This is a genomic window from Blastococcus sp. CT_GayMR16, from assembly GCF_004570875.1.
In the GTDB taxonomy this organism is placed as follows: domain Bacteria; phylum Actinomycetota; class Actinomycetes; order Mycobacteriales; family Geodermatophilaceae; genus Blastococcus_B.
This window is the reverse complement of the sequence record NZ_SPQK01000015.1, coordinates 98,757-116,888: the sequence shown is the minus strand read 5'-3', so window position 1 is coordinate 116,888 and position 18,132 is coordinate 98,757. Positions and strand designations below refer to the sequence as shown.

General features: G+C 72.9%; 15 protein-coding genes and 1 rRNA gene. 9 read left to right on the top strand and 7 right to left on the bottom strand.

Features of this window, described 5'->3' with window-relative positions:
* The first annotated feature begins 3 nt into the window (after positions 1-3).
* Positions 4-120 (top strand): 5S ribosomal RNA (gene rrf / locus E4P38_RS16075).
* An 85-nt stretch (positions 121-205) separates the two neighbouring features.
* On the opposite strand, the gene E4P38_RS16070 is transcribed toward rrf, so the two are convergent.
* The 4 genes from E4P38_RS16070 to E4P38_RS16055 all read right to left on the bottom strand — a co-directional run bounded on the left by E4P38_RS16070 (position 206) and on the right by E4P38_RS16055 (position 3,146).
* Entirely contained in the window at positions 206-1,363 is a 1,158-nt protein-coding gene (locus tag E4P38_RS16070; protein ID WP_209309140.1) for a DUF6596 domain-containing protein, read from the bottom strand.
* Entirely contained in the window at positions 1,360-1,767 is a 408-nt protein-coding gene (locus tag E4P38_RS16065; protein WP_135132952.1) for a YciI family protein, read from the bottom strand. The genes E4P38_RS16070 and E4P38_RS16065 overlap by 4 nt, the downstream gene beginning before the upstream one ends.
* Before the next feature lie 111 nt (positions 1,768-1,878).
* Positions 1,879-2,544, bottom strand: coding sequence for a DUF2461 domain-containing protein (locus E4P38_RS16060; protein WP_135132951.1), 666 nt, complete (start codon positions 2,542-2,544; stop codon positions 1,879-1,881).
* Positions 2,541-3,146 (bottom strand): GNAT family N-acetyltransferase, encoded by a 606-nt coding sequence (locus E4P38_RS16055; RefSeq protein WP_135132950.1) that lies wholly within the window; start codon positions 3,144-3,146, stop codon positions 2,541-2,543. Before E4P38_RS16055 ends, E4P38_RS16060 begins: the two co-directional genes overlap by 4 nt.
* Before the next feature lie 56 nt (positions 3,147-3,202).
* On the opposite strand from E4P38_RS16055, the gene E4P38_RS16050 reads away from it, so the two are divergent.
* Complete coding sequence (locus E4P38_RS16050) at positions 3,203-4,435, top strand: crosslink repair DNA glycosylase YcaQ family protein (RefSeq protein ID WP_245161070.1); 1,233 nt, start codon at positions 3,203-3,205, stop codon at positions 4,433-4,435.
* 1 nt (position 4,436) lies between these two features.
* Here E4P38_RS16050 and E4P38_RS16045 read toward each other — a convergent pair whose 3' ends face one another.
* Together E4P38_RS16045 and E4P38_RS16040 are read right to left on the bottom strand one after the other, a co-directional pair.
* Entirely contained in the window at positions 4,437-5,264 is an 828-nt protein-coding gene (locus E4P38_RS16045; protein ID WP_135132948.1) for a DUF4097 family beta strand repeat-containing protein, read from the bottom strand.
* Between the two features lie 30 nt (positions 5,265-5,294).
* The gene (locus E4P38_RS16040; protein ID WP_135132947.1) at positions 5,295-5,792 is read right to left on the bottom strand and encodes a toxin-antitoxin system HicB family antitoxin; all 498 of its coding nucleotides are present in this window, start codon (positions 5,790-5,792) and stop codon (positions 5,295-5,297) included.
* A gap of 105 nt (positions 5,793-5,897) precedes the next feature.
* On the opposite strand from E4P38_RS16040, the gene thyX reads away from it, so the two are divergent.
* From thyX to E4P38_RS16010, 6 genes are all read left to right on the top strand, one after another.
* A complete protein-coding gene (gene thyX / locus E4P38_RS16035) occupies positions 5,898-6,650 on the top strand; it encodes an FAD-dependent thymidylate synthase (RefSeq protein WP_135132946.1) in 753 nt (250 codons plus the stop codon).
* 36 nt (positions 6,651-6,686) lie between these two features.
* Positions 6,687-7,496: a thymidylate synthase gene (locus tag E4P38_RS16030; RefSeq protein WP_348633795.1), complete on the top strand. Its 810-nt coding sequence runs from the start codon at positions 6,687-6,689 to the stop codon at positions 7,494-7,496.
* 5 nt (positions 7,497-7,501) lie between these two features.
* Complete coding sequence (locus E4P38_RS16025) at positions 7,502-8,014, top strand: dihydrofolate reductase (protein WP_135132962.1); 513 nt, start codon at positions 7,502-7,504, stop codon at positions 8,012-8,014.
* Positions 8,015-8,023: 9 nt separating this feature from the next.
* Entirely contained in the window at positions 8,024-8,923 is a 900-nt protein-coding gene (dapA, locus tag E4P38_RS16020; protein ID WP_135132945.1) for a 4-hydroxy-tetrahydrodipicolinate synthase, read from the top strand.
* Complete coding sequence (locus E4P38_RS16015) at positions 8,920-10,620, top strand: ribonuclease J (RefSeq protein WP_135132944.1); 1,701 nt, start codon at positions 8,920-8,922, stop codon at positions 10,618-10,620. Before dapA ends, E4P38_RS16015 begins: the two co-directional genes overlap by 4 nt.
* 209 nt (positions 10,621-10,829) lie before the next feature.
* Positions 10,830-13,595, top strand: a complete 2,766-nt coding sequence (locus E4P38_RS16010) for a PA14 domain-containing protein (RefSeq protein ID WP_135132943.1) — start codon at positions 10,830-10,832, stop codon at positions 13,593-13,595.
* Here the strand turns inward: E4P38_RS16010 and E4P38_RS16005 are convergent.
* Positions 13,585-15,537, bottom strand: coding sequence for a S9 family peptidase (locus E4P38_RS16005; protein ID WP_135132942.1), 1,953 nt, complete (start codon positions 15,535-15,537; stop codon positions 13,585-13,587). The genes E4P38_RS16010 and E4P38_RS16005 overlap by 11 nt on opposite strands.
* A gap of 89 nt (positions 15,538-15,626) precedes the next feature.
* Here E4P38_RS16005 and E4P38_RS16000 point away from each other — a divergent pair, with 89 nt between their 5' ends.
* Positions 15,627-18,122: a DNA translocase FtsK gene (locus E4P38_RS16000; protein ID WP_135132941.1), complete on the top strand. Its 2,496-nt coding sequence runs from the start codon at positions 15,627-15,629 to the stop codon at positions 18,120-18,122.
* The last annotated feature ends 10 nt before the right edge of the window (positions 18,123-18,132 follow it).

Genomic DNA, 18,132 nt, shown 5'->3' with positions numbered 1-18,132 from the left:
AGTTACGGCGGCCATGGCGAGAGGGAAACGCCCGGTCTCATTCCGAACCCGGAAGCTAAGCCTCTCAGCGCCGATGGTACTGCCCTGGAGACGGGGTGGGAGAGTAGGACGCCGCCGGACAACCATTCCCGAAGGGGCCCCAGCATTCGTGCTGGGGCCCCTTCGTCATGCCCGGAAAACGCATTCCCCGCGCCGAACCGACCCGTCAGCGAGCCCGGCCGGCGTTGAGCCGGGCGGCCTGGCGCGTCAGGTGGTCGCGCTCGGCGGGGTTGGCTGCCTTGCGGGCCGCCTCGGCGTACAGCCGAGCCGCCGTCGCCAGGTCTCCGTCGCGCTCGGAGAGATACGCCGCCACCGCCGTGTGCCGGGGCAGCGAGTCGTCCAGCGCGGCGAGCGCGGCCAGGCCGGCGCGCGGCCCGTCGGCCTCCCCGACGGCGACCGCGCGGTTGAGCCGGACGATCGGGCTGTCGGTCAGGCGCGCGAGCTCGTCGTACCACTCGACGATCTGGACCCAGTCCGTCTCCGCGGCGGTGGACGCGTCGGCGTGGAGGGCCGCGATGGCTGCCTGGGCCTGGAACTCGCCCAGCCGATCGCGGACGAGGACAGCCTGCAGGATCTCGACGCCCTCGGCGATCGACGCGGTGTCCCACCGAGTGCGGTCCTGCTCGGCGAGCGGGACCAGGCTGCCGTCGGCCGCGGTGCGGGCGGCCCGCCGAGCGTGGTGGAGCAGCATCAGGGCGAGCAGGCCCGCTACCTCGGGGTGGTCGATGGCCACCGCAAGCTGCCGGGTGAGCCGGATTGCCTCCGCGGCCAGGTCGACGTCCCCCGTGTAACCCTCGTTGAACACCAGGTACAGCACGCGCAGCACGGTGGCGACGTCGCCGGGCTGGTCGAAGCGCACCCCGGAGACGGTGCGCTTGGCCCGGCTGATGCGCTGCGCCATGGTCGCCTCGGGCACCAGGTAGGCCAGGGCGATTTCGCGCGTGGTCAGCCCGCCCACGGCGCGCAGCGTGAGCGCGACCGCGGACGACGGCGTCAGTGACGGGTGGGCGCACAGGAAGTAGAGGTGCAGCGTGTCGTCCGCCTCCGGCGCGGGCCCGGGCGCCGGCTCCTCCTCCAGCAGGTCCTCGCGCCGGCGCCGGGCGACGTCCGCCCGGGTTGCGTCGAGGAACCGGCGCCAGGCCACGGTGACCAGCCAGCCCTTCGGGTCCCGCGGCGGGTCGGCCGGCCAGACCCGGATCGCCTCGACCAGCGCATCCTGGACGGCGTCCTCGGCCGCCGCGAAGTCGGCTCCGCGGCGGACGAGGACCCCGAGCACTCCCGGCGTGAGGCTCCGTAGCAGGGCCTCGTCCAGGGGAGGGCTCACTCCGTGACGGTGGGTGCCTCGCCCAGGAACGGGCGCACCTCGAGCCACTCGTGGATCGGCTCCCCGTTCGCCCCGGGCGCGGCCGACAGTTCCCCGGCCAGCTCGATCGCGCGCTCACGGCTGTCGACGTCGATGACCATCCAGCCGGCGATCAGGTCCTTGGTCTCGGCGAAGGGGCCGTCGGTGACCGGCGGGCGCCCCTCCCCGTCGTAGCGGACCCACATCCCGTCGGGAGCGAGGGCCTGACCGTCGACGTACTCGCCGGTGCCCTCCAGCCGGGCCGCGAAGTCGTTCATGTACTGCACGTGGTCGGAGATCTCCTCCGGCGTCCACTTGTCCATCGGCACGTCGTTCGCCGGAGTCGGGGCTCCCCGGTAGTGCTTGAGCAGCAGGTACTTGGCCATCGCGATTCTCCTCGGTGCTGGTGCGACCCATCGTGGTCGCGTTCATGGAGGGGACGGAGCCGGTCACCCATTCTCGACATCGCCGTCCGGAATTCGTTTTCCGGCCCCATCTCATCGGCGGGCGCGGGGCTCCTTGGTCGTCGCGCCGACGTTGTCGGCGAGCCACGTGTTCAGCGTGCGGAGCTCGCGCCAGGCGGAGCGCACCTCGTCGAGGGCGCGCGGCTCGTGGAGCCATTCGGCCGGCTCCCAGCTCCGCGACGCGTGCAGCGACTTGTGGCGCAGGAGGTCCAGGCGTTCGGCGTCCGCGGAGTAACCGGCCGGCACTCGCGTCAGCTTCTCGCCCCGGATCTCCCAGCCCGCGGCGGCCAGTCGGTCGACCTCCGCCTGCAGGCGCAGGCCCTGGACGTCGTCGGCGACCGCCCGGCGGTAGCGGGCGACCTGGTCGCTCTCGAGTCGCCAGCTGCCCCCGGAGACGTGCAGCCCGTCGGCGGAGATCTGCACGTACCAGGCGCCGGTCCCGTGGCCGTCGGCGTGTACCACCGCGCCCTGATGGGTCTTGTAGGGCGTCTTGTCGTTGCTGAACCGGACGTCGCGGTACGGCCGGAAGATCTTCGCCGTCCCGAACTCGGGGGCGAGCTCGTCCAGCAGCGCGACCAGCGGCGCCTTGACGTTCCTGTCGTAGGCGCCCTTGTGCTGCGTCCAGTAGGTCTTGGAGTTGTCGGCTTCCAGGCCCTCGTAGAAGACGAGGCCGTCGTCCGGGAAGCCCTCGAAGGTCACCGTGTCGCCTCCGGCATGTCGGTCTCCGGGCCCAGCAGTGCGTGCCAGCGGACCTCGCGCAGGGGCGCGTCCCCGGTGTCCAGGGTGCGGGCCCAGCCGTCGGGTGCCCAGCCGGCCGACTCGTAGAAGCCGGTGGACACCCCGTCGTCCTCGAGCAACCAGACCTGCAGCCGGGCGGCGCCGCCGCTCTCGGCCAGGTCGGCGACCGCGGACAGCAGCCGGCTCCCGTGGCCGCGCCGTCCCCAGCGCGGCTCGACCAGCAGCGTGGACACCTCCGTCGTGTAGCCGGCCGCGTCCTGGGTCTCCCCGGGGGTCAGCTCCGGTGGGCCGAAGGCGGCGAACCCGACCAGGGTGTTCCTCTCCAGCGCGACCAGGACGCCGTGACCGGGCGTGGGCGGCGCGGTGATCGCCGCGCGCCAGGTGCTCTCGGCCGCGTCGGCGTCCCAGTCGTCGAGCACCGCCGCCGGCAGCACCGAGCGGTACGCCGTGCGCCACGTGACGACCTGGATCCGCGCGATCTCCGCGGCATCGGCCGGCAGCGCGGGTCGGACCGAGGCGTCCGCGGAACCGGTGGCACGCAGGAAGGACGCCTCGGAATTCACCCGGGCAGCGTATGCGCGGCCGCGAACGTCGTACCCGCCAGGCAAGATCGGCTCTCGTGAGCGCACCCGACGTCGAGCGGCTTCCCGCCGCCCTGGCGCGCCGGATCGCGCTGGCGGCGCAGGGCTTCGCCGAGCCACGGCCCACCGGCCCGGTCGCCGTCCGTCAGTTGCGGCGCATGACGGAGCGGCTCGCGGTGATCCAGATCGACTCGGTGAACGTGCTGTCGCGCTCGCACTACCTGCCTGCCTTCAGCCGGCTGGGGGCCTATCCGCGGACGGCGCTCGACGATCTGACCGCGCGGCGGCACGCCGTGTTCGAGTACTGGGCGCACGAGGCGTCGTTCCTGCCCGTGCGGCTCCAGCCGTTCCTGCGCTGGCGGATGGCGGCGGCCGCGGAGCACGCCTGGGGCAACATGGTGCGGATCCAGGAGGAGCGGCCCGGCTTCGTCGCCGAGGTCCTCGACCGGGTCCGGGCGACCGGACCGCTGAAGGCCAGCGACCTCGCGGGACCCCGGCCCGACCGGCCCGGATCGATGTGGAACTGGCACGAGGGCAAGGTCGCGCTCGAGTGGCTCTTCTTCACCGGGGAGATCACCGCGACGCACCGCACCACGGCGTTCGAGAAGGTCTACGACCTCACCGAGCGGGTCCTGCCGCCCGCCGTCCTGCAGACGCCGACCCCCGACCCGGTCGACGCGGTCCGCGAACTCGTCCGCACCGCCGCCCGCGCGCTCGGCGTCGCCACCGAGCGCGATCTGCGCGACTACTTCCGCCTCCGCCCCGAGGCCGCTCGGCAGGCCGTCACGGAACTCGCCGACGCCGGGGAGCTGCTGCCGGCCGACGTCGCCGGCTGGGGTGCGCCGGCCTGGCTGGATCCCGAGGCGCGTCGTCCCCGCTGGGTCCGGGCGCGGGCGCTGCTGAGCCCGTTCGACTCCCTGGTGTGGGAGCGGCCGCGCGTGGAGCGGATCTTCGGCTTCCGGTACCGGCTGGAGATCTACACCCCGGCCGCCAAGCGTGTGCACGGGTACTACGTGCTGCCCTTCCTGCTCGGCGACCAGCTCGTGGCCCGCGTCGACCTCAAGGCAGACCGGCAAGCCGGGGTGCTCCGCGTCCAGGCGGCGCACGGCGAGGAGGGCATCGACCGGCCGCTCGTCGCCGCGGCGCTCGTCGACGAGCTTCGCCTCATGGCCGACTGGCTGGAGCTGGACGACGTCGACGTCCTCGACCGCGGCGACCTGGCGAGCGACCTCCGGCGAGCGTCCGGAGAGTCGCTCGCCCTGCGCGCCTAGCTCACGCCACGGGCACGGCCGCGGTCCGGTGGATCCGCATGTCGCCGGACACCGAGCGCATCGTGAGGGACAGCCCGGCCGGTCCGTCGCCGGCGTCGCCGTCGTCGTCGAGCTGGGAGTCCATCCGGCCGGAGACGCTGGAGAGCTCCAGCCAGATCCGCAGGCCCGGGACCACGCCGACCGAGGCGTCCCCGGAGACCGTCCTGATCTGCACGGCGCCGCCGGTCGCGGCGCCGACGGTCGCGTCCCCGGACGCCGTGTTGATGGTGACGTGCTCGGCGGTCTGGTCCACCGAGGCGTCGCCGGAGGCGGTGCGCACCTGCAGGTCGCCGCGGGCCCGCCCGATCCGGACGTCGCCGGACGCGGACCCGACCGAGGCGCGGCCGTCGATCGTGCCGATCCGGGTGTTGCCGCTCGCGCTGCGCGCGTGCACGTCGACACCGTGCTCGACGTCGAGGTCGCCGCTGGCACTGGTGAGCTCGAGGTCGCCGAACCGGCCGGTCAGCTCGGCGTCGGCGGAGGCGACGGCGATCCGGGCCGCCGCCCGGGGAGGTGTGGTGATGCGGACCGCGAACGCCGGCGTGCGCAGCAGCCGGCGCTCGGGCACGACGACCCGCAGCCGGGTGGGGACGTCGTCGGACTCGGCGTCCCGCACGTCGATCTCCACGCGGTCGAGCAGTTCCTCGGCAGCGGCGTCCAGCGGCTCCACGCGCACCTCCAGCTGCTCGGCGCCCTCGACGGCGGCGACGGTGACCGAGCCGGCGTGGTTGCGGACCTCGATCCGTGGGGGCGGGCCGGGGACGGCGGCGACGTGCGTGCGAACGGGCATGGCGGTTCTCCTTCGGACGGGGGTGCGCGGTCAGCTGCGGGCAAATCCGGTGTAGCGGCGGGGCCCGCGGCCGGACGGCGGCGGGGCGGGCTCGCGCACGGCGGCGGTCACCGCGCGGATGAGCCAGGTGTTCAGCGAGCTGCCGGCGGTGGCCGCGGCGGCCTCGGCGCGGGCCTTGAGCCCGTCGGGCAGCCGGAGACTGATGCGGGCCGTCGACCCGTCGTCGGCGGCGTCGTCCGCGGGGTCGGGGGAGGCGCCCGTGGTGGGGTGCCGGCCCGGGTCGTGCTCGGCCGGGACGACGACGACCTCGGGGTCGCGACCACGCAGCCGGATGTCCACCAGCGGTCCGTCGAGCGCCGCCGTGACCTCCGCGGCCAGGGCAGAGAGCGCGTCGATCAGGGCGAGCCGCACCGCCGGCTCCATCGTGTCGGCGAGCAGCCGGGCCGTCTCCTGCGCCTGGGGGCCGCCGGCAGCCGCCGCCGTGGTGAGGGAGCCGCGGAGTGCGTCCACGTAGTCGCTGAGGTCCATGACACCACTGTGGCATCACGATGGTGTCAAATCAAGGCGTCAGATGACATCACGCTGAATCGCTGGGCGCGGGCGGCGCCTGCGGCCCGACGTAGGCTCGCCCCCGTGCCCGAGATCGTTCCGCTCCAGGTCCAGGTCATCGCCCAGACCCAGTTCACCCCGCCCGCCGACGTGCCGTGGGAGACCGATGTCGACGGCGGGCAGGCGCTCGCCGAGTTCGCTGGGCGGGCCTGTTACCAGTCGTGGAACAAGCCGAACCCGGCCACCGCCACCAACCAGGGGTATCTGCGGCACATCCTCGAGGTCGGTCATCTCTCCGTGCTCGAGCACGGCACGGTCACCATGTACCTCACCGGGGTCTCCCGGTCGCTCACCCACGAGCTGATCCGGCACCGGCACTTCTCCTACAGCCAGTTGTCGCAGCGGTACGTGCCCGAGCGGGACGCCGCCTTCGTCGAGCCCGCCGTCATCGCCGAGGACCCCGAGCTGCACGAGCGCTTCGTCGCCGCCACCGAGGCCGCGGCCGGCGCCTACACCGACCTGCTCGAGGGACTGGAGAAGCGCTTCGCCGACGTCCCCAACGCCACGCTCCGGCGCAAGCAGGCCCGGCAGGCCGCCCGGTCGGTGCTGCCCAACGCCACCGAGACGCGCATCGTCGTCACCGGCAACTATCGCGCCTGGCGGCACTTCGTGGCCATGCGGGCGAGCGAGCACGCCGACGTCGAGATCCGCGAGCTCGCCATCGCCTGCCTGCGCGAGCTGCACCGGGTGGCCGGCAACGTCTTCGACGACTTCCGGATCAGCACGCTCGCCGACGGCACCGAGGTCGCCGCGAGCCCGTTCGTCACCGAGGGCTGACCGATTCCGTCGGTCGCTCCCCGTACCCTCGGACCCGTGGACGGCGCACCGATCGACACCCAGTACGAGGACCTCCTCCGGCGCATTCTCGAGCAGGGGACGCCGAAGCAGGACCGCACCGGCACGGGCACCGTGAGCCTGTTCGGCGAACGGCTCCGGTACGACCTGTCCGAGCGATTCCCGCTGGTGACGACGAAGAAGGTGCACTTCCGCTCGATCGCCGTCGAGCTGCTGTGGTTCCTCCGCGGCGACAGCAACGTCGGCTGGCTGCAGGACAACGGCGTCACGATCTGGGACGAGTGGGCCTCGCCCGAGGGCGACCTCGGTCCGGTCTACGGCGTCCAGTGGCGGTCGTGGCCGGCGCCCGGCGGAGAGCAGATCGACCAGATCTCGTCGATCCTGTCGACGCTGCAGAAGGACCCCGACTCGCGCCGGATGATCGTCTCGGCCTGGAACGTGGCTGCGATCCCCGACATGGCCCTGGCGCCGTGTCACGCGTTGTTCCAGTTCTACGTCGCCGACGGCAAGCTCTCCTGCCAGCTCTACCAGCGCAGCGCCGACATGTTCCTCGGCGTCCCGTTCAACATCGCGAGCTACGCCCTGCTGACGCGGATGGTGGCCGATCAGGTCGGGCTCGCCCCGGGCGACTTCATCTGGGTCGGCGGCGACTGCCACGTCTACAGCAACCACACCGCGCAGGTGACCGAGCAGCTCTCCCGCGAGGTGCGGCCCTTCCCGACCCTGGAGCTGGCGCCCGCGCCGTCGTTGTTCGACTACACCTACGAGCACTTCACCGTGCACGACTACGACCCGCACCCGGCGATCCGGGCAGCCGTGGCGGTGTGATCGGGATGGTGTGGGCGCAGGCCCGCGACGGCGTGATCGGCGCCGAGGGAGCGCTGCCCTGGCACCTGCCGGAGGACCTGGCGCTCTTCCGCCGGCTGACCATGGGCTCCACCGTGGTCATGGGCCGGCGCACCTGGGACTCGCTGCCCGAGCGGTTCCGTCCCCTGCCCGGGCGGACCAACGTCGTCCTGACGTCGGACCGGCGGTGGTCCGCGGACGGCGCCACCCCGGCGGCGTCGGTGGCCGAGGTGCTCGCCGGGCACGAGTCCTTCTGGGTGATCGGCGGGGGAGCGGTCTACACCGCCTTCCTGCCGCACGCCCGGCAGCTCATGGTCACCGAGATCGACGCGCAGGTCGACGGCGACACGTGGGCGCCGCCGCTGGACGACGGGTGGCAGCTCGAGGCGCGCACACCGTCCGACGGGTGGACGACGTCGTCCTCGGGCCTGCGGTTCGCGGTGTCCCACCACGTGCGGTCGAACGGTGCGCGCTCGGACGCCGTCGGTCGGGCTCGGTAGATTCCTCCCATGACCACCACCGACCCCGCCCGGCCGTTCGGGCGTGTGCTGACGGCGATGGTCACCCCGCTGACGGAGGACGGCACCGTCGACCTCGCCGGCACGCAGGAACTGGCCGCACACCTGGTCGACCGGTGCGCGCACGACGGGCTCGTGATCGCCGGGACGACGGGGGAGTCGCCGACGCTGAGCGACGCCGAGCAGCGGTCCGTGCTCGAGGTCGTGCTCGACGCCGTCGGTGACCGTGCGACCGTCGTCGCCGGGGTGGGCACGAACGACACCGCGCACTCGATCGAGAAAGCCCGCGACGCCGAGCGCCTGGGCGCACACGGCCTGATGGTCGTGACGCCGTACTACAACAAGCCGCCGCAGGCCGGTCTGCTGCGCCACTTCACGTCGGTGGCCGACAGCACCGATCTGCCGGTGATGCTCTACGACATCCCCCCGCGCACCGTCGTCCCGATCGAGGTCGAGACCCTCGTGCGCGCGGCCGAGCACCCCCGGATCGTGGCGGTGAAGGACGCCAAGGGCGACCTCGGTGCCGTCGCCTGGACCCTCGCGCGCACCGACCTCGCGTACTACAGCGGCGAGGACATGCTGAACTTCCCGCTGCTCGCACTCGGGGCCGTCGGCGTCGTGAGCGTGGTGGGCCACGTCGTCGGCCCGCGGCTGGCCGAGCTGGTCGCCGCCGTGGAGTCCGGCGACCTGGTGAAGGCCCGGGCGGTCAACGAGAGCCTGCTGCCGATCTACACCGGCATCTTCCGCACCCAGGGCGTCATCCTCGTGAAGGCCGCCCTGCGCGAGCTGGGCCTGCCCTCGGGGCCGGTCCGCCCGCCGCTCGTCGACGCGACCCCCGAGGAGGTCGCGCAGCTGCGGATCGACCTCACCGCCGGCGGCGTCGCGCTGTGACCGCGCAGGTCACCCAGCCACATCTGGACCTGCAGGCGCCCCCGCCCCTCCCCGCGGGTGGCCTGCGCGTCATGGCGCTGGGCGGTCTGGGCGAGATCGGCCGGAACATGGCCGTGCTGGAGTTCGACGGCCGGCTGCTGGTCATCGACTGCGGCGTCCTGTTCCCCGAGGCCGAGCAGCCCGGCGTCGACCTGATCCTCCCGGACTTCGGGGTGATCGAGCACCGCCTGGGCGACATCGACGCCGTAATCCTGACCCACGGGCACGAGGACCACATCGGGGCGATCCCGTACCTGCTGCGGCTGCGGGAGGACATCCCGCTCGTCGGTTCCCGGTTCACCCTCGCGCTGGTCGCCGCCAAGCTCCGGGAGCACCGCCTCGATCCCCCGATGGTCGAGGTCGCCGCAGGCGACGAGCACCGGGCCGGGCCGTTCGACTGCGAGTTCATCTCGGTCAACCACTCGATCCCCGACGCCCTCGCCGTCGCCGTGCACACGCCCGCCGGCACCCTCGTGCACACCGGCGACTTCAAGATGGACCAGCTCCCGCTGGACGGCGTCCTGACCGACCTGGGCGCGTTCGCCCGCCTGGGCACGGCCGGCATCGACCTGCTCCTGTCGGACTCGACCAACGCCGAGGTGCCCGGCTTCGTCACGCCCGAACGGAGCATCGGCCCCGTCCTGGACGACGTCTTCGCACGGGCGTCCCAGCGGCTGATCGTCTCCAGCTTCGCCAGCCACGTGCACCGCATCCAGCAGGTGCTCGACTGCGCCGAGACGCACAAGCGGAAGGTCGCGTTCGTCGGACGCTCGATGGTCCGCAACATGGGGGTCGCCCGCGATCTCGGGCTGCTCCGGGTCGCGCCCGGCCTGATGGTCTCCCTCGACGAGGCGGCCGCGATGCCGCCCGAGCAGGTCGTGCTGGTGTCGACCGGGTCGCAGGGCGAGCCGCTGTCCGCGCTCGGTCGCATGGCCCGCGGGGACCACTCCCAGGTCACCATCACCGCCGGCGACACCGTCGTCCTCGCGTCGTCCCTCGTGCCGGGGAACGAGACTGCGGTGTACAAGGTGATCAACGGTCTGGCCCGGCTCGGGGCGACGGTCGTGCACAAGGAGACCGCCCGGGTGCACGTCTCCGGGCACGCGCCGGCGGGCGAGCTGCGCACGCTGCTCAACGTCGCCAAGCCGCGCTACCTGATGCCGGTGCACGGCGAGTGGCGGCACCTGCGGGCGCACGCCGCGCTGGCGGAGGAGACCGGCATGGCCCGCGACCGGGTGCTGCTCGCCGAGGACGGCGTGGTGGTCGACCTCGTCGACGGCAAGGCGTCCATCGTGGGCAGCGTGCCCATCGGCAACGTGTACGTGGACGGGCTCAACGTCGGCGACGTGGGGGAGGAGTCGCTGCAGGCGCGGCGGATCCTCGGCGACGAGGGCTTCGTGGCGCTCACCGTGGTCATCGAGCTGTCGACCCGGACGATCGTGCGGGACCTGCACCTGTCCACGCGCGGGTTCTCCGACGACCCGGCCGCCTTCGACGACGCGCTGCACCTGGTCGAGGAGAACCTCCGCCGTGCGCTGCAGGACGACGAGGTCGACCCGCACCGTCTGTCGCAGGTGATCCGCCGGACGATCGGCAAGTGGGTGTCCGACACCTACCGCCGGCGCCCGATGATCATCCCGACGGTCCTCGAGGTCTGAGCGGGTCGTCCTACGCGGCGGACGTCTCGCCCGGGGTGCACACCGTGTGCGCCTTCGCGATCGACAGGAGCGGGCCGGTCTCTGGAGGTCACGAGGTGATCCGCTGCTGAGCGGGCCGGGACGCCGCGCCCGGAACCGTCCCGCGAACGGCCTGGTCGGGCTAGCTTCCGCACGCCAGATGCGGCGCTCCGCCGACCCAGGGACCAGCGATGACCCAAGCACGGCGAAGCCTCGTCGCCTCGGCGGTGCTCGTGCTCGTGCTGTCGACGGCCGCGGTGATCTCCGCCGCCGCACCGGCGGCCGCCGCCCTGCCGGCGGGGTTCACCGAGGTCACCGCGTTCAGCGGGCTGGTGAATCCGACGGCGATCCGCTTCGCCCCTGACGGCCGGGTCTTCGTCGCCGAGAAGCGCGGCACGATCCAGATGTACGACTCGGTCGCCGACACGACCGCGACCCAGGTCGCCGACCTGCGCACCGAGGTGCACAACTTCTGGGACCGCGGCCTGCTGGGCCTGGCGATCGACCCCGGCTTCCCTCAGCAGCCCTACCTCTACGCCCTGTACACGTTCGACGGTCCGATCGTTCCGGTTCCCGGCGGCAGGGTGCCCACGTGGGGCACGGCGGACACCGACAGCGACCCGTGCCCCGACCCGCCCGGCGCGACGAGCGACGGCTGCGTGGTGAGCTCCAAGCTGGTCCGGCTCACCCTCACCGGGACGACGACGGTCAAGACGGACCTCGTCCACGACTGGTGCCAGCAGTACCCGAGCCACAGCACCGGTGACCTGGTGTTCGGCCGGGACGGGGCCCTGTACGCCTCGGCGGGGGACGGCGCCAGCTTCGAGTTCACCGACTACGGCCAGGACGGCGCGCCCGTGAACCCGTGCGGCGACCCCGGTGCGGTGAACGGCGTCATGAGCCCGCCCTCGGCCGAGGGCGGCTCGCTGCGCGCGCAGGACCTGCGGACCGCCGGCGATCCGGTGTCGCTGGACGGCACGGTCATCCGGGTGGACCCGGCCACCGGCAATGCCGCGCCGGGCAACCCGAACGCCGGCGCTGCGGACCCGAACGCCGCGCGGATCGTGGCCCACGGCATGCGGAACCCGTTCCGCATGGTCCTGCGCCCCGGCACCGACGAGGTCTGGGTGGGCGACGTCGGATTCGTGACCTGGGAGGAGATCAACCGTCTCCCGCTCCCCGGCCAGCCCGTTTCCAACTTCGGCTGGCCGTGTTTGGAGGGGAACGGCCGGACGAGCACCTTCGACTCGGCCGACCTGAAGATCTGCGAGGACCTCTATGCCCAGGGCGGCGACGCCAAGCCCTACTTCGTCTACCCGCACGGGCAGAAACTGAGCCCCTCGGACACGTGTGCCACCGCGGGCGGGGCATCGATCTCGGGCCTCTCCTTCCAGTTCTACGCAGGCGGCCCGTACCCGGCCGCGTACGACGGCGCGCTGTTCTTCTCCGACTACGCCCGCAACTGCATCTGGGTCGTGCCGAAGGGAGCCAACGGCCTGCCCGACCCGGCTCAGGTGACGTCGTTCGTGTCCGGCGCCGCGGGACCCGTGGACCTCGAACTGTCCCCGGCCGGGGAGGTCTTCTACGCGGACTTCAACGGGGGCACCGTCCGGCGCATCGTGTACACCGGCACCGGCCCGGTGTCGTGCCCGGCCGGCCAGTACCGGGCGGAGTACTTCCCGAACACCACCCTGGCCGGCACCCCCGCCGTCACCGCGTGCGAATCGACGCTCGACCACCAGTGGGGCGCGGGTGGCCCACCCGGGCTCGGGGCCGACAACTTCTCCGCCCGCTGGACGGGTGCCTTCGACTTCCCGACCGCGGGCACGTACACGTTCACCGCGGTGAGCGACGACGGCATCCGCGTGTGGGTGGACGACGTGCTGCTCATCGACCAGTGGCGGGCGCAGGCCGCGACGACCTTCACGGCCTCCCGGGCCCTGACGGCGGGGTCGCACACGGTGCGGGTCCAGTACTACGAGGCGGCCGGCTCGGCGGTCGCGCGGCTGAGCTGGACCGCGGGCGGGTCCCCGCCCCAGCCCCAGATCACCGCACCGGCGACCGGCACGACCTGGCAGGTCGGCACGCCGATCGCCTTCAGCGGGTCGGCGACCGATCCCGAGGACGGCGCTCTGCCGGCCGGCGCCCTGACCTGGGAGATGGTGCTGCAGCACTGTCCCGCGGCCTGCCACGCGCATTCGCTGCAGACCTGGACCGGGGTGTCCGGGGCCTCGATCACGGCGCCCGACCACGAGTACCCCGCCTATCTCGACCTGCGGCTGACCGCCCGGGACTCCAGCGGCCGGACGACGACGGTCACCCGCCGGCTGGATCCGCGGACCGTGCCCGTCACCGTCGCCTCCGAGCCGAGCGGCCTGTCGCTGGCGTTCGGTTCACGGACCGCGACGACGCCGTTCACCACCACGGTGATCGCGGGCTCGACGGCCACCCTCGCGGCGCCGTCCCCGCAGACCCTGTCCGGGGCTACGTACGCGTTCAGCCGGTGGTCCGACGGTGGCGCCGCCTCGCACAACGTCACGCAGGCGTCGACCGCGCGTACCTACACGGCCACCTTCGCCGGAGCGACCGGCTGCCCGGCGGGGCAGTACAGGGCGGAGTACTTCCCGAACTCCACGCTCGCCGGAACCGCCGTCCGGACCGCGTGCGAGGCCGCGCCGCTGGACCGCACCTGGGGCAACAGCGGGCCGACCGGCCTGCCCGTCGACTTCTTCTCCGCCCGCTGGACCGGCAGCTTCACGTTCCCGGCCGGCAGCCGGACCTTCACGGCGGCCACCGACGACGGAGTGCGCGTCTGGGTGGACGGGGTGCTGATCATCGACCGCTGGAGCACGCCCGGGACGACGCGAGCCACCCGGACGATGACCGCCGGCACGCACACCGTCCGGGTCGACTACGTCGAGCGGATCTCCTGGGCGTCGGCCCGGCTCACCTGGTAACCACCTCGATCGGGGTGATGCCCTCGTCTGCCGGCAGGTCGAAGCCCCACACCTGGGCGTAGAACGACAGTTCGCCGTCCAGGGCCGCGCGGATGTTCTCCGCCTTCCGGAAGCCGTGCTGCTCGCCGGGGAACAGCAGGTAGGCGTGCGGCACGCCCTTCTCCCGCAGCGCCGCGACGATGGCCTCGGCCTGGTCCGGCGGCACCACCTCGTCCTCGTCGCCCTGGAACACCGCGAGCGGGGTGCCGAGGGCGTCCACGTGGTTGATGGGCGACCGCTCGGCGTAGACGTCGGCGCCCGACGGCCCTGCATCTGAGTCACGGGGCGCGACCAGGCCGTCGAGGTACCGCGACTCGAACTTGTGCGTCTCGGCGGCGAGCGCCGCGAGGTCCGCGACGCCGTAGTGGCTGGCGCCGGCGGTGAAGACGCCCGGGCGCATCGTCAGCGCGGCCAGCGTCGTGTAGCCACCGGCCGAACCGCCGCTGATCGCCATGCGGGCCGGATCCACCCGGCCGCTGTCGGCGAGGTGCCGGGCGCACGCGACGACGTCGTCCAGGTCGAGGACGCCCCACCGGCCCTGCAGCGCGTCGCGGTAGCGGCGGCCGTAGCCGGTCGAGCCGCGGTAGTCCACGTCGGCCACGCAGAAGCCGCGGGAGGTCCAGTACTGGACCTCCACGTTCAGCACCGGGACGGCGCTCGCGGTCGGACCGCCGTGCACGAACACGATCAGCGGCGGCAGGTCGCCCTCGGGCGCGGCCGCCCCGGGGTTGGTCGGCGGGTAGACCAGCGCGTGCGCGACGTCGATCCCGGTGCCGCGGTCCTCGGTCGGGAACGTCACGTGCTCCGGCTGCGCGAACCACGTGGGATCCAGGCCGAGCTCGCGGGCCGGGCGGAGCACCTCCGGCTCCCCGCCGTCGACGTCGACCCGCAGCACCACCGGTTCGTGCGCCGGGCCGCCCGCCACGCAGACGACCGACGTGCCCTGCACGGTCACGTAGCGGTAGGCGGCGTAGGGCAGCGCCAGGTCCCGCAGCGGCTTCCCGATCTCCAGAACGGCGAGCCGGTCGGCGCCGGCGCGGCCGTAGGCGAGCACGATCCGGCCGTCGGCCAGCAGCGCGTAGCGGCTCTGCCCGAACACCCACTGGGGGCCGGCGATGTCGCTGCCCGCGTCCAGCACCAGCTGGATCTCCCCGCCGGGCGCCCGTCGGTACAGCGACCAGAAGTTCGTGCGGTCGCTGAGGAACCACAGGCTGCCGTCGGCGTCCCAGGTCGGCTGGACGACGGACTCGCCCGCGCCGCCGGCGACCACCGTCTCGGTGCCGTCGTCGGCCCGGATCACCAGCTGGGCGGCGTCCCAGGGCATGTCCGGGTGGTTCCACTGCAGCCAGGCCAGCGTCGTGCCGTCGGGGGAGAGGCGCGCATCGGAGACGAAGTCGGGACCGGAGACGAGCACCTCGGTGCCGTCGGGACCGACGCGGACGAGTTCGTTGACGACCTCGGCCGGCCGGTCTCCCTCGGCGTGCGTCTCGCGGACGGCGAGCAGTCCGCCGGGCACGACGCGGACGTCGGCGTGCCGCAGCCCGGCGGGCACCTCGGGCTCCGGGGTCACCGGCACCGGGGTGTCGCTGCCCGGGTCCAGTCGGTACAGCCGCTGGTCGCTGAACTCGGCGAACCAGAGCGTCCCGTCCGACACCGTCCAGGCGCCGCCGCCGTACTCGTGCACGCGGGTGCGGGAATTCCACGGTGCGGGCAGGACGTCGGTCACGGTGCCGTCGGCCGCGCGCCGGACGATCACCGACCGGCCGCCCTCGGCGGGCCGTGACTCCGACCACCAGACGTCGTCCCGGTCGATGATCACCTCGCCGAGGCGGGCGGCGGCCCGGACCACGCGCTCCGAGGTGATCGGGGTCGTCCAGCTGCCCGTCGGGGACGCAGAAGTCATGTCTGTGACGTTAGGGCCCCTACGTCCGGCGCGGGACACGAGCCTCGGCCTGCCCGATCCGCAGGCCTCGGGCGATTACCGTCCGACGCATGCCTGCCCGCTCCACGTCGACGCGACGGCCGGCGTCCTCCCGGGGGCGCTCCGGTTCGACGGCTGCGAGCAAGAAGCGGCCGGCCGCGAAGCGCTCCACCGGAAACCGTCGTCCCGCCGCCAAGAAGAAGAAGTCGCCCGGTCTCTTCGGGATCGTCGCCGGCGGCTGGAACCTGCTCGCCCGCGGCGCCGGCGGCCTGGCCCGGTCGGTCGCGCGCCCGGAGGAGGCCGAGCCCCTGGCCCCCGAGCACCGCAGGGACGGTGTCGGCCTGGCCGTGCTCGGGCTGGCGATCGTGATCGGCGCGGCCGCCTGGAGCAACGGCATCGGTCCCGTCGGGGCGGGCCTGGCCCAGGGCGTGCGCTGGATCATCGGCTCGCTGGTCATGGTCGCGCCGGTCGTCCTGTTCTTCGTCGCACTGCGGCTGCTGCGCCGTGGCCCCCGGCCCGAGGCGCGCGGTCGGCTGGTCATCGGCTGGGTGTGCACCGTCGCGTCGGTGCTGGGCATCGCCCAGATCGTCGGCGACGGCGCCGACCCGGAGGCCGGCATCCCGGGCTCGGGCGGTCTGCTCGGCTGGGCCGTCGGCACCCCGCTGAGCGCGGGAATCGGCGCGATCGTCACCGTCAGCCTGCTGGCTCTGCTGGCCTTCTTCGGACTGCTGGTCATCACGGCCACCCCGGTCCACCAGATCCCCGAGCGGCTGCGCGAGCTCACCGACCGGCTGCTGGGCCGCGACGACTACGACGAGTACGACGACGACGAGTACGACGACGAGGAAGCGGACGACGAGGAGGCGCCGCCGAAGGGGCGGCGGTTCGGCCGCAAGTCGCTGTCGGAGGACCTGCTCACGACCGGCCCGATCGACCTCGGCGCCGCCGACGCCGCCGTCGACGTCGCGATCATCACCCCGCCGGTGCACACGTCGCTGCGCCCGCCGGTGGTCGACCGGACCAACCCGCCGGAGGACCTGCCGCCGATCGACGAGCCGCAGCAGCTGACCATCCAGCCGGTCGCGGGCAACTACGTGCTGCCCTCGCTGACCGTGCTGCGGCCGGGTACCCCCCCGCGGGCGCGCTCGAAGTCCAACGACGTGGCCATCGAGGCGATCACCGGCGTCCTCGAGCAGTTCAACATCGACGCGGCCGTCACCGGCTTCACCCGTGGGCCCACGGTCACCCGCTACGAGGTGGAGCTCGGCCCCGCGGTGAAGGTCGAGAAGATCACCGCGCTGACCCGCAACCTGGCCTACGCCGTCGCCAACGACAACATCCGCATCCTGGCCCCGATCCCCGGCAAGTCCGCCGTCGGCATCGAGGTGCCCAACACCGACCGCGAGACCGTCAGCCTCGGCGACGTCATGCGCTCGACGGCGGCCAAGCAGGACCCGCACCCGATGCTGGTCGGCCTCGGCAAGGACATCGAGGGCGGCTTCGTCGTCGCCAACCTCGCCAAGATGCCGCACCTGCTGGTGGCCGGCGCGACCGGTGCCGGTAAGTCCAGCTGCATCAACTCGGTGCTGACCTCGCTGCTGCTGCGGGCCACGCCCGACCAGCTCCGGATGATCCTGATCGACCCGAAGATGGTCGAGCTGACGCCGTACGACGGCATCCCGCACCTGATCACGCCGATCATCACCGACCCCAAGAAGGCCGCCACCGCGCTGGCCTGGCTGGTCGAGGAGATGGAGCAGCGCTACCAGGACATGAAGTCCACGGGTGTGCGGCACATCGACGACTTCAACCGCAAGGTCGAGAAGGGCGAGATCACCGCCCCGCCCGGCAGCGAGCGGGTCTACACGCCCTACCCCTACATCCTCACGATCGTCGACGAGCTCGCCGACCTGATGATGGTCGCCCCGCGCGACGTCGAGGAGTCGATCGTCCGCATCACCCAGAAGGCGCGTGCGGCCGGCATCCACCTCCTGCTGGCCACCCAGCGTCCGTCGGTCGACGTCGTCACGGGCCTGATCAAGGCCAACGTGCCGTCCCGGCTGGCGTTCTCCACCTCCAGCCTCACCGACAGCCGGGTCATCCTCGACCAGCCGGGCGCGGAGAAGCTCATCGGCATGGGTGACGCCCTCTTCATGCCGATCGGGGCCGGCAAGCCGGTCCGCGTGCAGGGCGCCTTCGTCTCCGACACCGAGATCGAGGCGGTCGTCGAGTTCACCAAGCGGCAGGCCGAGCCCGAGTACCGGGAAGAGGTCTTCACCGCCGCGGCCGCGGAGAAGAAGGACGTCGACGAGGACATCGGCAACGACCTCGATCTGCTCCTGCAGGCCGTGGAACTCATCGTGACCAGCCAGTTCGGGTCCACGTCGATGCTGCAGCGCAAGCTGCGGGTCGGCTTCGCGAAGGCCGGCCGGCTGATGGACCTGATGGAGAGCCGTGGCATCGTCGGTCCCTCCGAGGGATCCAAGGCGCGCGACGTCCTGATCAAGCCCGACGAGCTCGAGAACACGCTGTTCAGTCTCCGCGGCGGACCGGGTCCCGAGGCCTAGGGGCGGGTCA

Excerpts from the sequence above, each read along its gene's own strand:
- E4P38_RS16065 (WP_135132952.1), bottom strand. The coding sequence starts at position 1,767 with ATGGCCAAGTACCTGCTGCTCAAGCACTACCGGGGAGCCCCGACTCCG.
- E4P38_RS16045 (WP_135132948.1), bottom strand. The coding sequence starts at position 5,264 with ATGCCCGTTCGCACGCACGTCGCCGCCGTCCCCGGCCCGCCCCCACGG.
- E4P38_RS16040 (WP_135132947.1), bottom strand. The coding sequence starts at position 5,792 with ATGGACCTCAGCGACTACGTGGACGCACTCCGCGGCTCCCTCACCACG.
- E4P38_RS16025 (WP_135132962.1), top strand. The coding sequence starts at position 7,502 with ATGGTGTGGGCGCAGGCCCGCGACGGCGTGATCGGCGCCGAGGGAGCG.
- dapA (WP_135132945.1), top strand. The coding sequence starts at position 8,024 with ATGACCACCACCGACCCCGCCCGGCCGTTCGGGCGTGTGCTGACGGCG.
- E4P38_RS16010 (WP_135132943.1), top strand. The coding sequence starts at position 10,830 with ATGACCCAAGCACGGCGAAGCCTCGTCGCCTCGGCGGTGCTCGTGCTC.
- E4P38_RS16005 (WP_135132942.1), bottom strand. The coding sequence starts at position 15,537 with ATGACTTCTGCGTCCCCGACGGGCAGCTGGACGACCCCGATCACCTCG.
- E4P38_RS16000 (WP_135132941.1), top strand. The coding sequence starts at position 15,627 with ATGCCTGCCCGCTCCACGTCGACGCGACGGCCGGCGTCCTCCCGGGGG.